Source organism: Amycolatopsis minnesotensis (assembly GCF_039529815.1).
In the GTDB taxonomy this organism is placed as follows: domain Bacteria; phylum Actinomycetota; class Actinomycetes; order Mycobacteriales; family Pseudonocardiaceae; genus Amycolatopsis; species Amycolatopsis minnesotensis.
The window spans coordinates 76,396-89,519 of the sequence record NZ_BAAANN010000011.1 but is presented as its reverse complement, the minus strand read 5'-3'; the positions used below and the strand labels follow the sequence as shown (position 1 = coordinate 89,519).

General features: G+C 71.2%; 13 protein-coding genes. 11 read left to right on the top strand and 2 right to left on the bottom strand.

Going from position 1 to position 13,124, the window contains the following annotated elements:
• Positions 1–90: 90 nt before the first annotated feature.
• Genes ABD256_RS15800 through ABD256_RS15785 form a run of 4 tightly spaced genes read left to right on the top strand, consistent with a single transcriptional unit; the run spans position 91 to position 4,470 of the window.
• A complete protein-coding gene (locus tag ABD256_RS15800) occupies positions 91–1,125 on the top strand; it encodes a ketoacyl-ACP synthase III family protein (RefSeq protein ID WP_344418350.1) in 1,035 nt (344 codons plus the stop codon).
• A complete protein-coding gene (locus ABD256_RS15795) occupies positions 1,125–2,738 on the top strand; it encodes a (2,3-dihydroxybenzoyl)adenylate synthase (protein WP_344418348.1) in 1,614 nt (537 codons plus the stop codon). The genes ABD256_RS15800 and ABD256_RS15795 overlap by 1 nt, the downstream gene beginning before the upstream one ends.
• Positions 2,735–2,959, top strand: a complete 225-nt coding sequence (locus ABD256_RS15790; RefSeq protein WP_344418346.1) for a phosphopantetheine-binding protein — start codon at positions 2,735–2,737, stop codon at positions 2,957–2,959. Before ABD256_RS15795 ends, ABD256_RS15790 begins: the two co-directional genes overlap by 4 nt.
• A complete protein-coding gene (locus ABD256_RS15785; RefSeq protein ID WP_344418343.1) occupies positions 2,932–4,470 on the top strand; it encodes an amidohydrolase family protein in 1,539 nt (512 codons plus the stop codon). Before ABD256_RS15790 ends, ABD256_RS15785 begins: the two co-directional genes overlap by 28 nt.
• Here ABD256_RS15785 and ABD256_RS15780 read toward each other — a convergent pair.
• Complete coding sequence (locus ABD256_RS15780) at positions 4,379–5,587, bottom strand: helix-turn-helix transcriptional regulator (RefSeq protein ID WP_344418341.1); 1,209 nt, start codon at positions 5,585–5,587, stop codon at positions 4,379–4,381. The two genes, ABD256_RS15785 and ABD256_RS15780, sit on opposite strands and share 92 nt — an antisense overlap.
• Before the next feature lie 90 nt (positions 5,588–5,677).
• Complete coding sequence (locus ABD256_RS15775; protein ID WP_344418339.1) at positions 5,678–6,451, bottom strand: TetR/AcrR family transcriptional regulator; 774 nt, start codon at positions 6,449–6,451, stop codon at positions 5,678–5,680.
• 85 nt (positions 6,452–6,536) lie between these two features.
• Between ABD256_RS15775 and ABD256_RS15770 the strand changes: the two genes are divergently transcribed.
• The 7 genes from ABD256_RS15770 (at position 6,537) to ABD256_RS15740 (ending at position 13,043) form a co-directional block, all read left to right on the top strand.
• Entirely contained in the window at positions 6,537–7,109 is a 573-nt protein-coding gene (locus ABD256_RS15770; protein WP_344418337.1) for a TetR-like C-terminal domain-containing protein, read from the top strand.
• A gap of 97 nt (positions 7,110–7,206) precedes the next feature.
• A complete protein-coding gene (locus ABD256_RS15765) occupies positions 7,207–7,965 on the top strand; it encodes an SDR family NAD(P)-dependent oxidoreductase (RefSeq protein ID WP_344418335.1) in 759 nt (252 codons plus the stop codon).
• On the top strand, positions 7,962–8,984 hold the full coding sequence (locus tag ABD256_RS15760; protein WP_344418334.1) for a phosphotransferase: 1,023 nt from the start codon (positions 7,962–7,964) through the stop codon (positions 8,982–8,984). Before ABD256_RS15765 ends, ABD256_RS15760 begins: the two co-directional genes overlap by 4 nt.
• Positions 8,981–10,309 carry an aspartate aminotransferase family protein gene (locus ABD256_RS15755; protein ID WP_344418332.1) on the top strand — a complete coding sequence of 443 codons (1,329 nt, stop codon included), beginning with the start codon at positions 8,981–8,983 and terminating at the stop codon, positions 10,307–10,309. Before ABD256_RS15760 ends, ABD256_RS15755 begins: the two co-directional genes overlap by 4 nt.
• 13 nt (positions 10,310–10,322) lie before the next feature.
• Complete coding sequence (locus tag ABD256_RS15750) at positions 10,323–11,084, top strand: 5-oxoprolinase subunit PxpA (protein WP_344418330.1); 762 nt, start codon at positions 10,323–10,325, stop codon at positions 11,082–11,084.
• A 76-nt stretch (positions 11,085–11,160) separates the two neighbouring features.
• A complete protein-coding gene (locus ABD256_RS15745; protein WP_344418328.1) occupies positions 11,161–12,057 on the top strand; it encodes a 5-oxoprolinase subunit B family protein in 897 nt (298 codons plus the stop codon).
• A complete protein-coding gene (locus ABD256_RS15740) occupies positions 12,054–13,043 on the top strand; it encodes a 5-oxoprolinase subunit C family protein (protein ID WP_344418326.1) in 990 nt (329 codons plus the stop codon). Before ABD256_RS15745 ends, ABD256_RS15740 begins: the two co-directional genes overlap by 4 nt.
• The last annotated feature ends 81 nt before the right edge of the window (positions 13,044–13,124 follow it).

Genomic DNA, 13,124 nt, shown 5'->3' with positions numbered 1-13,124 from the left:
CGCCGTGAGAGCGCACACATACTCAGCCGCGCGCAGTTGAGTAGCCGGTTACTCATGTGCTCGCGTCCCTCCGCGTGCTCCACTCGCCGGGTGCGCACCGACGATCTTTTCCTGGCCGGCATCGGCAGTCATCTCCCGCCCAGGGTGACCGTGGAGGAGGCCGTCGCCAACGGCTGGTACGACGAAGCCGCCGCCGCGGTGTCCGGTATGCGCGCGGTGACCGTCAGTCCCGGCGAACCCGCGCCGGACATGGCGATCAGGGCCGGGCGGAACGCGCTCGAGGGCTGCGGGCACACCCCGGACGATTTCGCCGTGCTGCTGCACAGCGCCACCCATCCGCAGGGCCCCGAAGGCTGGTCCGCGCCGCACTACGTGCTGCTGAACACGCTGAACCGGCCGATCCCGGCGCTGGAACTGCGGCAGGGCTGCCTCAGCATGCTGGCCGGCGTGGAGGCCGCGTGGCACCGGCTTCGCGCCGATTCCGGGTGTGGCGCGGCACTCGTCACCACGGCCGACAACTTTTCCACCGCGCTGGCGGATCGTTGGCGGGCCTCCGATCTGTTCCTGCTCGCGGACGGCGCGTCGTCCGTCGTCGTATCGCGCAGCCACGGCTTCGCCCGCGTGCGCGCGATCGGATCGCGGTCCGACCCGGCGATGGAGGGGCTGCACCGGGCAGGCGAAGCGTTGTTCCCGCCGGGTTCGACGGTGGGCAGGGGGCTGAACTTCCAGGAGCGCGGCGAACGCGTCCGCGAGCAATGGGCGGCGGGAGACGCGCCACCGATCCTCGGTTTCGGCGAGCAGGTCGCCGCGATCGCCGAACGCACGCTGGGCGAAGCGGGCCTGACGATGGCCGACATCCGGCGCGTGTGCCACCCCGGCTACACCATCGACGCGCTCGACGCGATCTTCCTCGACCCGGTGGGCGCGGGACCGGAGGACAGCGCGTGGGACTACACCAGCACGGTCGGCCACACCGGCGCCGCGGACCTTTTCCTCGCACTGGAACACCTTTGGCGCGGCGGAGCGGTGAACCGCGGGGACCACGTGCTCCTGATCGGCTCGACCACCGGCATGGAAGCGGGGTGCGCGATCGTGGAGATCATCGCGGACCGGGAAGGGAACTGATGCTCGACGGATGTACGCCATGGCCCGAAGACCTGGCGAAGCGGTACCGCGCGCTGGGTGTCTGGCGCGGTGAGCCGATCGGTGAGGCGTTGCGAAAGGCGGCGAGGCGATTCGGCCCGCACACCGCGCTGGTGCGCGGAAACCGGCGGATCACCTACGCGGAACTGGATGCCTGGGCCGACCGGCTGGCCGCCGGGTTCGCCGGCCACGGCATCGCGCCGCGCGAACGAGTCGTCGTGCAACTGCCGAACGTGCCCGAGTTCGCGGCCCTCTGCTTCGCGCTGTTCCGGCTGGGCGCCATTCCGGTTTTCGCGCTCCCCGCGCACCGGCACAGCGAGCTGCGCCACCTGTGCGAGCTGACCGGGGCGACCGTCTACATCGGACCAGACACGCACCGCGACTTCGACCACCGCGCGCTGGCCGAGAAGCTGCACGCGGAACTGCCGTCGCTGCGCTCGCTGTTCGTCGTCGGCGAGCCGAGCGGGAACGTCAAAGCCCTGCCCGAGGCGGAGCCTGCCGACTTCCCCGCGCCAGACCCGTCCGACGTCGCGTTCTTCCTCCTGTCCGGCGGGACGACCGCGCTGCCCAAGCTCATCCCCCGCACCCACGACGATTACCTGTACCAGTCACGCGCCGCCGCTTCGGCGTGCGAACTGACCCGCGACGACGTCTACCTTGCCGCGCTGCCGATCGGGTTCAATTTCGCGTGGGGCTCGCCGGGGTTGCTCGGCACGCTGCTGACCGGCGGCACCGCGGTACTCGCGGACGATCCCACGCCGGAGACCTGCTTTCCCCTGGTGGAAAAAGAAAACGCGACGGTGACGGCCCTCGTGCCGTCGTTGGCCCAGCTCTGGGTCGAGGAGGCGGGGTGGACCGGATCGAACCTCGGTTCGCTGCGGCTGGTCCAGGTCGGCGGCGCGCGGATGAAACCGGAGTTCGTGCGCTCGATCGGCCCCGCGCTGGGCTGCGCGCTCCAGCAGGTGTTCGGGATGGCCGAAGGTTTGCTGACGTTCACCCGCGAGCACGGCCCGGCCGGGCACGTCCTCGGCACGCAGGGCCTGCCCGTGTCCGATGAGGACGAACTGCGCATCGTCGGCGAAGGTGGCGCCGAGCTGTCCCCCGGCGGCATCGGGGAGCTGATCACCCGCGGCCCGTACACGCCGCGCGGCTATTACCGGGCCGACGACCACAACGCCAGGGTGTTCACCGAGGACGGTTTCTTCCGCACCGGCGATCTCGCCCGGCTCACCGAACACGGTGAACTGGTCATCGAGGGCAGGCTCAAGGACATGATCATCCGTGGTGGGGACAAGATCTCCGCTGGTGAGGTGGAGGCGCACCTCACCGAGCACCCGGCGGTCGCGGCGGCGGCCGTGATCGGCGTGCCCGACGAGTTCCTCGGCGAGCGCACCTGCGCCTACGTCGTGGCGCGAGGAACCCGGCCACCCACGCTCGCGCAGCTGCGCGAACTGATGCACGGCCGCGGCGTCGCGGACTACAAACTGCCCGACCGGCTGGCACTGGTCGAGGCGCTGCCGTTGACCCCGCTCGGGAAGGTCGACAAAAAAGCGTTGCGGGCCAAGGAAGACATCGGCGAGGAAAGGGCGGAATGAGCGTCACGGAAACCGAACTGCGCACCATCATCGCGACCGCGCTCGGCACGCGGCCGGACGAGATCGACGGCGACGCGAACCTCGTACTGCTCGGGCTCAGCTCGTTGGAGGTCATGCGGATGACGAGCCGATGGCGCCGGGAGAAGCGCCCGGTCTCGTTCACCGCACTGGCCGGCGCGCCGACGCTGAACCAGTGGCTCGCACACCTCAACGGGCGATGACCCCGATGCCGGTGCTGCTGATCCAGGACGGCTGCGTGCACACCGCCGACGCGCGGGAACGGGTGGTCCCCCGCGGCTGCGTGCTCGTCGTGGACGATCGGATCGCCGCCGTGGGCACGGCCGCCGAGGTCGGCACCGCGGTGGCGGCACTGCCCCCGGACCGCGCGGCCGAGCTGACGGTACTGGACGCGAGCCGCACGGCCGTCCTGCCCGGCTTCGTCAACGCGCATTGGCACGAAACCTTCGCGCTGCGCCTGACCGGGGAGAACGGGCTTCGCGCACGGTCGGACCGCGCGGACACCGGCGGGATGCTCAGCCACGGCGGCCACCCGCACGACGTGTCGGCGGCGTTCGACGCGTCGGCCGATCTCGCCGGGCTGCTGACTCCCGGCGAGGCGGAAGCCGTGGCCCGCTACTCGATGTGGACGCAGCTCCGATGCGGGGTGACCACGCTCGGCGACACCGGCTCGGTGAACCGGCCGGAGGCACTGGCCGCGGCGGCACGCGCGCTCGGCACGCGGTGCGCGGTCAGCCTTTGGACGGGTGACGCGGTGTGCGAGCCGGGATCGCCGGTGCCGCTGCGCACGAGGGACACCGACGCGGTGCTGGCCCGTACCGAGGAGATCGTGCGGATGGCCGCCGCGGACACGACGGGACTGGTGCGCGCCCGCCCGTCCGCCGTGTACGTCACGAATCTGACCGACGAACTGGGCGCCGGTCTCGCCGCGCTCACCGAACGGCACGACCTGCCGTTCGTGACGCACGTGGCCGCGCTGCGAGCGGAGGCGGAGGTGATGCGCCACCACTTCGGACGGACCGGCCTGCGACGGCTGGCCGATCTCGGCCTGCTCACTGAGCGGCTGATGGCGGTGCACTGCGGTTTCCTCGACGACGCCGAGCGCGAACTGCTGCTCGCCTCGGGCGCCTCGATCACCGTCTCGCCCGCGAAGTACGGCTGCACCGGCGAAACCGTGCTGACCGAGACGACCGCGATCACCGATCTGCGCCGCGCGGGGGTGGCGGTGTCGGTGTCCACCGACGGCTCCCCCCTGCCGCACCCCGGCATGGTGGAAGCGATGCGCGCCGCGTGGCACGGCTTCGCCGAGCGCACCGGCGACCCCGCCGAAGTGCGGCCGTCCGACGCACTGGCGATGGCCACCCGGATCCCGGCACACGGCCTGCGCTGGCACGGCATCGGCTCGATCGAGCCGGGCAACCTCGCCGACCTGGTGCTGGTGCGCACCGATGACTGGCGCTACCTGCTGCAGCCCCGCCCGCTGGAAAGCCTGCTGATGCTCGGCGGATCTCCCGACGTCGACACCGTCTTGGTCGGCGGCAAGGTGGTGTTGCGGGACGGGCGCGCCACGAACGTCGACGAGGAGGCAGTGCGGTCGGATTACCTGGACGCGCTGGAGTCGTTCAGCTCGCGGTGTCTCGCGGTCGACACCGGTCCGTTGCTGCGCCAAGCCCGGCGGCGGCCAGCGCCGCGGCGAGATCGGCGCGCCGGGTGATGCCGAGCTTGCTGTAGACCCGCTGCAGGTGGTTCTCGACCGTGCGGACCGACACCACCAGCAGCTCGGCGATCTCCCGGCTGGTCAGCTCGGTGGCCGCGTACCCGGCGACCTCTCGCTCGCGCGTGGTGAGGGTGCGCAGTCCGAGTACGCAGACCGGCGGCGGTGTCTCGCGGGTGCGCTCCTTGACGGCCTGTACCGGTATCGGAACCGGGGGCACGATCTCCTCGGCGACGCCGAGCTTGGCGCGCAGCCGCCTGGCGGTCAACTCCGACATGGCGGCCGCGACGACATCGCCGCACAGCGGGAACGTCATCCGCACCCGTGGCGCGCCGCCTTCGGTGTGGACGGTGAGCACGCCCCGGCGGTTCAACGACTCCGCCGCCTCTTCGAAGCCGGGCAGCGAGTCCAGGCTCAGCGTCCCCGTCAGTGCGACCAGGTCGATCAGCTCGGTCTCGGCCGGGGTGAGCTTGCCGAGCCGCATCCGCACCACATCGGCGAGCCTGCCGTCCGCGCAGGACAACCCCGACCAGCGCCACACGCCCCGTTCGCGGCGCAGGCTGCCCTCCGCGACGGCGTGCTCGGTCAGTTCCCGCAGCAGCATCGCGTTGCCCGCGGTGAGCATGCCCATGCCGCGCACGGCCTCCGGCGCGATCTCGGAACGGAGCCGGACCGCCAGCACCTCGGCGATCTGGTGGTCTTCGAACGGGCGGATCTCCACTCGCTCGGCCAATCCGTCGAGCCACAGCCGCCCGATCCCCTCGGGCACCCACTCGCCATCGCACACGACGGCCACCACCGAGATCCGTCCTTCGCGAGCGAGGTGGTGCAGTCGCGCGGCGACGACGGGGTCCAGCGTCTCGGCATCGTCGATGCCCACCACCGCGTGCCCGTCCGGCACCCGGTCGAGTTCGAGCGGCGAAATCAGCGCCGCCGATCCGGCGGCCCGCTCCAGCGCGGCGGTCAGCAACCTGCTGCGCCCCACGCCCCTGGCGCCGGTGAGGACCACACCGGACCCACCAGCCAGTGCGGCACTGATGCGGCCGACTTCCTCGGCACGACCGGCGAGCGGCCACAACCCGTCATGACAGGGCAGGCCACGCGCAGGACTGCGCACCGCATTGAAGATCCCAGCAACCTCACTCACAATTAGGGAAGCCTAACTACGGAGAAGTCACCCGACAAAGTGAACTTGCCCCAGCGATCCCTACTCTTGTCCTTTTGTACTCAGCTTCGAGCCCGTCGCCCTCGTAGAACGTCGTTCAAGGCGCACGGCTCGCCGGGCGGTGCGCTTGCGCACCACCTTCAGCCGCGCCTCCGCCCCGTCGAGCGCTCGCTCGACGCTGAACCGGTAGTTGTGCGCGTCCGCCGCCCGAAGCTGGTCGATGCTCACCGCACGCGACGCCAGCCACTCACCCATCTCGGACAGCCCTTCGTCCGGATCCTGCGCCAGGTCCGCCAGCTCGCGGGCCCGCCGCATCCGCTCGTCCGGGTCCTTGTTGCGCTCGTCCTCGACGGCGATCAGGCTCAGCGCCGTGTTGGACAGGTAGTTGTAGATCATCATGGCGTCCTCGGCGAACCCCGCCGCGGTCAGCACGTCCATGCCGGGCCGGACGATCCGGCCCGCGCCGGCCAGCGGCCCGAGCACGACCAAATGCCGCGCCACACCGGGGTGGTGCAACGTCACCTTCCGCACGTCGGCGAGCAGCGCGCCGAACCACTCCCGCCACGGCCGGTCAGCCGCAGGCACCGGGATCTGGTCGACGACCTGGCTCGCGACGGCGTACACGACCTGCTGGCGGTCACCCACGTGGTGGTAGACGACGGCCTGAGCCACCCCCAAGTCCTGAGCCAGCGCGCGAACGGTCCACCCGTCGATGCCGTGCCGCACCGTGAGCCGCACCGCGGCGTCGACCACCTGGGCCGGGGTGATCGGCGGCAGCCCCTCGGACACCCTGGACTTCGGGGGATGAGACGTCACGGCGGCAGTATATTTCGGCGGCTCGCCCCGCCCGGCGGAAGTCCGCCGTCGCGGTTGCCGGCGAGGCGAACGCTAGCCTGGCCCCATGGCAGAAACTCGCCCTGGAGGTCGTACGGCCCGCACGCGCGCGGCGGTGCACAACGCCGTGCGCGAGTTGTTCGCCGCGGGTCAGGACCAGCCATCGGTGCGGGAAGTGTCCGAGCGCTCCGGTGTGCACGAGGTGACGATCTACCGGCGCTGGGGACGGATCGAGTCGCTGGTCCTCGACGTCGCGGTCACCCAGCTCAACGAGGAGGCGCCGTTCCCGGACACCGGAGACCTGCGCCGCGACCTGCTCGACTGGGCGCGCGCGGTCGCCGGGCAGGTGAAGACCAGGGAAGGGTTCGCCCTGTTCCGCGCGCTCGCCGCGGCCACCTCCCCACTCGGCGGCGAGCAGAGCGGCCCGCTCGCCGCCGACGCCGCCGGGTATCTGCGCCAGCGCACCACCCAGTTGCAGCGGGCACTGGACAGGGTCGCCGAGGCGGGCGGCAAGCCACCGACGGTCGCGCACGTCTTCGACGTCGTGCTCGCACCCATCTACCTGCGCGCGATCTTCGGCTACGAGCGCCCCGACACCGACCTGGACGCGTTGGTGGACCGAGCCCTGAACCCGGCCTGAAACTCTTACTGCAGGAACTCTTGCATTAACGGCCTCGCCCTCGCATACTCTTCGTTAGTGCAAGTTTTCTAACATTAAGAGTCGCGAGGGAGTCTCCATGGCCGGCAACTCACAACCGCTTCGCGATCGGACCGCCGTCGTCACGGGCGCGAGCTCGGGGATCGGCGCGCAGATCGCGCGCGAACTCGGCGCCGCGGGTGCCCGGGTCGCACTGGTGGGGCGGGACGCACAGCGCCTCGCGACGGTCGCCGCGGAGCTGACGGCGGCGGACGCGGTGGCCGAGCCGATCGTCGCCGACCTCACCGCCGCTTCCGGCCCCGGTGAAGTCGTGGACCGCACGCTCGCGCGCTTCGGCGGCATCGACGTGCTCGTGCACGCCGCCGGGGTCTTCCTGCCGACGCCGTTCCCCGACACCACCGACGAGCAGCTCGACACCCAGTGGGCGACCAACGTCCGTGCGCCGTTCCGACTGACCAGGGCGGCCGCCGAGCACCTCGGTGACGGCAGCAGCGTCATCTTCGTCTCCTCCATCTGCGGGCACGTCGGCTTCCCGAACTCCAGCGCCTACTGCGCGACCAAGGGCGCGGTGGAGTTGCTGGTCAAGTCGCTGACCGCCGAGTTCGCCCCCCAGGGCATCCGGGTGAACGCCGTCGCCCCCGGCAACGTGCGCACGAGCATCAACGCGCACCTGCTCGCGGATTCCGGCTACGAGCGCCAGATGCTCGACAGCACTCCCGCGGGACGCGTCGGCGAAGTCGGGGACATCGCGCCCGCGGTCGTGTTCCTCGCCTCCCCCGCCGCCTCCTACATCCACGGTTCCAGCCTGCTGATCGACGGCGGCTGGGTGGCCTCGTGAGGAATCCGACCATGCCGGGGTTCCGCGAACTCGTGACCGCGAGTGGCCTCGACGCCGTCACGAAGCAACTCGGCGAAGCACTGGTGCTCGACGCGTTGCGGGAGGTGCACGGCTTGTCCGGCAGGCTCCAGCGCATTCCGTCGGAGAAGGACGAGACCTTCGTCCTGCACGCGGCCGGCACGCGCCACCTGGTCAAGGTGAGCGGCGAGAACGAGGACCTCACCCTGCAGACGGCGGTGCTGCACCACCTCGCGCACACCGCGCCCGAGCTGCCGATCCCGGTGATCCGGTCCGGTGTGGACGGTGCGGAGCTGCACGAAATCGCGCCTGGCCCGCGACTGCTGCGAGTTTTGTCCTACCTGCCAGGAGAACCGCTGACCGGACGTGCGGCCGATCCGACCCCCTTCGGCCGCTGCCACGCACAGCTCACCCGCGCACTCGCCGGTTTCCGCGGCGTGGACCAGGATCGAGCCCTGATCTGGGATCTGCGCCACCTCGGTGCACTCGACCCATTACTGGACACAGTGGACGGTCCGGATCTCGTGCTCGCGCACGAGGCGCTCGAGGAGTTCGCGCGCCGCGTCCGGCCGAACGACCTCGACACCCAGCTTGTGCACAACGACTTGAGCCCGCACAACATCCTCGTCGACGCTCGCGGAGCGCTGACCGGGATCCTCGACTTCGGCGATGTGCTGCGCACGGCGGTGGTCTTCGACCTCGCCATCGCGCTGTCCAACCTCCTCGATGTGGACGCGGCGGACCCATGGGCGGCCCCGCTCGCGTGGCTGCGCGGCTATCTCGAAATCAGGCCGGTCGCCGATGGGGAACTCGCGCTTCTTCCGCTGCTGGCGACGGCGCGATTGGTGCAGCGGGCGCTCATCGCGTCCTGGCGAGCCCGGCGGGATCCGGCACGCGCCGCGTATGTGCTCTCGCACGCGTCCCGTGATTGGGCGACCGCGCGGGCCGCGTACGCGGGCCGGGAGGCCGCGACCGAACGGGTACTGGCGGTGCGGCGATGACCGGGCCGGAGATGGTCAACGGCTTCACCGGCGAGCACCTGGCCGGGCAACCGCCGCACATCCGGGAACTCCTGGACCGGCGCGCGAAGGTGCTCGGGCCGGGGTACCAGCTGTTCTACACGAACCCGGTCGAGGTGCGCCGGGGGTCAGGTGTGCACCTCTACGATTCCGCGGGCAACGAGTACCTCGACGCCTACAACAACGTCGTTTCGCTCGGGCACTGCCACCCCGCCGTCGTCGAGGCGGTGACCCGGCAACTGTCGATCCTCACCACGAACACCCGCTATCTGCGAGCCGATCTGCTCGACTTCTCCGAACGGCTGCTCGCGACGTTCCCCGCGGAACTCGACCGGGTCACCTACACCTGCACCGGTTCGGAGGCGAACGACCTCGCCTTGCGCATCGCGCGGGCGCACACCGGCAACACCGGCGTCATCGTCACGCGCAACGCCTACCACGGCGTGACCGCCGAGGTGGCGGCGTTCTCCCCGTCGCTCGGCCCGACCTCGCCACTGGGGCCGCACGTGCGCACGATCAGCGCGCCGGATCCCCTGCGGCACGGTGCCGAGGTGGTGACCATGCTGCGTGCCGAGATCCGGGCGGCCGTCGACGATCTCCAGCGGCACGGGTTCGGCGTGTGCGCGCTCGTGGTGGACAGCATCTTCTCCTCCGACGGCGTGCAGCCGTTTCCCACGGACCTGCTCGGCGTGCTCGCCGCCGAGGTCCGCGCGGCGGGCGGCGTCTACCTCGCGGACGAGGTCCAGGCGGGTTTCGGCCGCACAGGGGCCGGGTGGTGGGGTTTCGGCAGGCACGAGGTCGTGCCCGACCTGGTGACGCTGGGAAAGCCGATGGGCAACGGGATTCCGGTGGCCGCGACGGTGCTGCGGCACGAGATCGGCCGGGAGTTCGGCCGGAACGTGCGCTACTTCAACACCTTCGGCGGCAGCGACGTGCCGATCGCCGCGGCCGCGGCGGTGCTCGGCACCATCGACCGCGAAGGCCTCATCGACAACGCCCGCGAGATCGGCGCGCACCTGGCGCGCGGGTTCGCCGAAATCGCGTCCGGCCACCCTCGCCTCGCCGACGTGCGCGGCGCCGGGCTGTTCCTCGGCATCGAGGTGACCGTCCCGGACGGCACCGATCCGGACCGGGCGCTCGCCCAGTCCCTTGTGGACGATCTGCGCGAACACTTCGTGCTCGTGTCGGCGTCCGGGCCGGACGGCAACGTCATCAAGATCCGGCCGCCGCTGGTGTTCAACGACGCCGACGCGGCGCTGCTGCTCGAACGCTTCGCCGACGCGGCCGCCCGCGTCCTTCCCACCTGATCCGGAGGCGAGCATGACCGCACCGACGATCGACCTGAACGCGGACGCCGGGGAAAGCTTCGGCCGCTGGACGCTCGGCGACGACGACGCCCTGTTCCGGTACGTCACGACCGCCAACATCGCCTGCGGTTACCACGCCGGTGATCCGGCGACCATGCGGTCGTCCCTGGTCCGCGCGCGGGAGGCCGGGATCGCCGCCGGCGCCCACCCCGGGTACCCGGACCTGCTCGGCTTCGGCCGCCGGGCGCTGCCCGCGACCGATTCCGACGTGGTCGACTACATCCTGTACCAGGTCGGTGCGCTCGCCGGGCTCGCCGCGGCGGAGGACGTCCCGCTCACGCACGTCAAGCCGCACGGCGCGCTCATGGGCCGGATCTGCCGCTCGCCCGAGCTGGCGGTCACGGTCGCGGGAGCGCTCCAGCCGGTTCTCCCCGGGGTGCCGCTCATGTTCGCGCCCACCGAGGCGATGCGCGCGGTCACCGCGGCGGGATTGCCTGCCGTACCGGAGAACGCGGCCGACCTCGACTTCGACCAGGACGGAATCAACATCGTCGAACCGGTCCCGCTGGCCAAGGATCCGGGCGCGGTCGCCGATCGCGCGCTGGAGATGGCGCGCGGCACCGTCCGCACGGCAGACGGGACGGTGATCCCGATGCCGGTGCGCTCGGTGTGCGTGCACGGCGACCGGCCGAACGCGGTCGCGATCGCGGCGGCCGTGCGACGACGCCTCGAATCGGCCGGGTTCGTCCTCAGCGCACACCGGCGGACGGCATGAGCGACGCTTGCGAGCGAATCGAAGACATCATGCGCCACAAGAAATCGGGCACTGTCTCGCAGAACGAGACAATCGCATGAGCGGCTACGAGTTCTTCGGCGATGGCGCGCGGGCGAGCTTCGGCGGTGACGAGTTCGTGTTCGTCGAAGTCGGCGTTGGCATGGATCTCGCGCAGGCGCTGCGGATCCAGGCGATCACCGGGGAACTGGCCCGGCGCGAGCTGCCCGGCGTCATCGACGTCGCCCCGGCCAACGCGAGCTACCTCGTGCGCGCCGATCCGGACGTGCTGCATCCGCGTGAGCTCGTGCGAACGCTGGCCCGGTTGCACGCACGGTTCGGGGAGGCGGGATCGGTGGCGCTGGACACGGAAATCGTCGAAATCCCCGTGTGGTACGCGGATCCGGCGACCGAACGGACCTGCCTGAAGTTCCGGGACCGGCACCAATCACCGGAGGAGACCGACATCGCCTACACCGCGCGGGTCAACGGGCTGGCCTCGGTGGCCGACCTGGTCGCCGCGCACTCGTCGGCGCCGTTCATCGTCACCTTCCCGTGCTTCAAACCCGGCAACACCGAATGCGTCCAGCTCGTGCCGCGCGAGCGGCAGATCCAGGTACCCAAGTACCTGCGGCCGAGAACGGAGACCCCGGCCAGGGCGGTCGCGCACGGCGGCGCGTTCACCGTCGTCTACCCGACCGCGGGCGTCGGCGGCTACCAGTTGCTCGGCCGGTCCCCCGTCCCGGTCGCCGACCTCGCCCAGCGGACCCCCGGGTTCGAGAAGTCGAAGGTGCTCGCCACGATCTCCACGCTGCTGCGCTTCCGGCCCGTTCCCGGCGAGGAGTACGCGCAGTTGCGCACCGACTCGCGCGAAGGCCGGTACCGGTACCGGCGCGCGCCGGTACGGTTCGCGCTCGCCGAATTCCTCGCCGACCCGGCGGGCTACCCCCGCACCCTGGAAGCGGCGCTGTCGTGATCACCGTCCTCGCCCCTGGCGCCCGCACGCTGGTCCAGGACCTCGGCCGTGACGGGCAGTACGCCATCGGCCTGCCCCCGTCCGGCGCACTCGACCAGTACTCGCACCGCTGCGCCAACCTGCTCGTCGGCAACCACGAGACCGCGGCGACGCTGGAAATCACCATGACCGGCCCGGAGTTGCATTTCGCCGAACCGGCGACCGTGGCGGTCACCGGTGGCGAAGCCGACGTCCGCATCGACGGAATGCCGGTGCCGTGCTGGCAGACCGTGTTCGTGGACGCCGGCCGGGTACTGCGGATCGGCGCCCTGCGCACCGGCTGCCACGCCTACCTCGCGGTGCGCGGCGGGATCGCGACCGAGCCGTTCCTCGGTAGCCGGTCCACCTACCAGAGTTCGGCGATCGGCGGGCACGACGGCCGTGCGCTCGCGGCAGGCGACACCTTGCCGGTCGGCGACGAGCCCGACGAGATCCGTCCCGGCCAAGGCAGTTCCGTCGATCCCCGGTTGCGTCCCGCACTCGGCGGGCACCAGCCCCTCCGGTTCGTCGAAGGACTGTGCCGGCACCGGTTCACCGACGAGAGCGTCCACGAGTTCTTCTCCTCGACGTTCGCCGTCTCGCCCGAATCCGACCGCACCGGCCGCAGGCTGATCGGGCCGGCACTGCGGTTCGTCGACCGCGAAGCCCCGTTCGGCGCGGGCGACAACCCCAGCAACGTGGTCGACCTCGGCTACCCGGTGGGGTCGGTGCAGGTGCCCAACGGCGAGGAAGCCATCTGCCTGCTGCGCGATGCCGTGACCGGAGGCGGCTACGCCACCATCGGCACCGTCGTGAGCAGCGACCTCGACGTGCTCGCACAGCTCAAGGCACCGGACACGGTCCGCTTCGTGCCGGTGTCGCTCGACCAGGCGGTCACCGCCCGGCGCGAGCGCCGCGACCGGCTCAAACACGTGCGGCGCGGGCTGCGGTTGCTTTCCCTGTACTGACCCCGTTCCGGCAGCACCCGGCCGTCCAGGAGGACGGCGCGAACGGCTCCCGTTCGCCATCCCGCACGCGCCCCTGCCCCT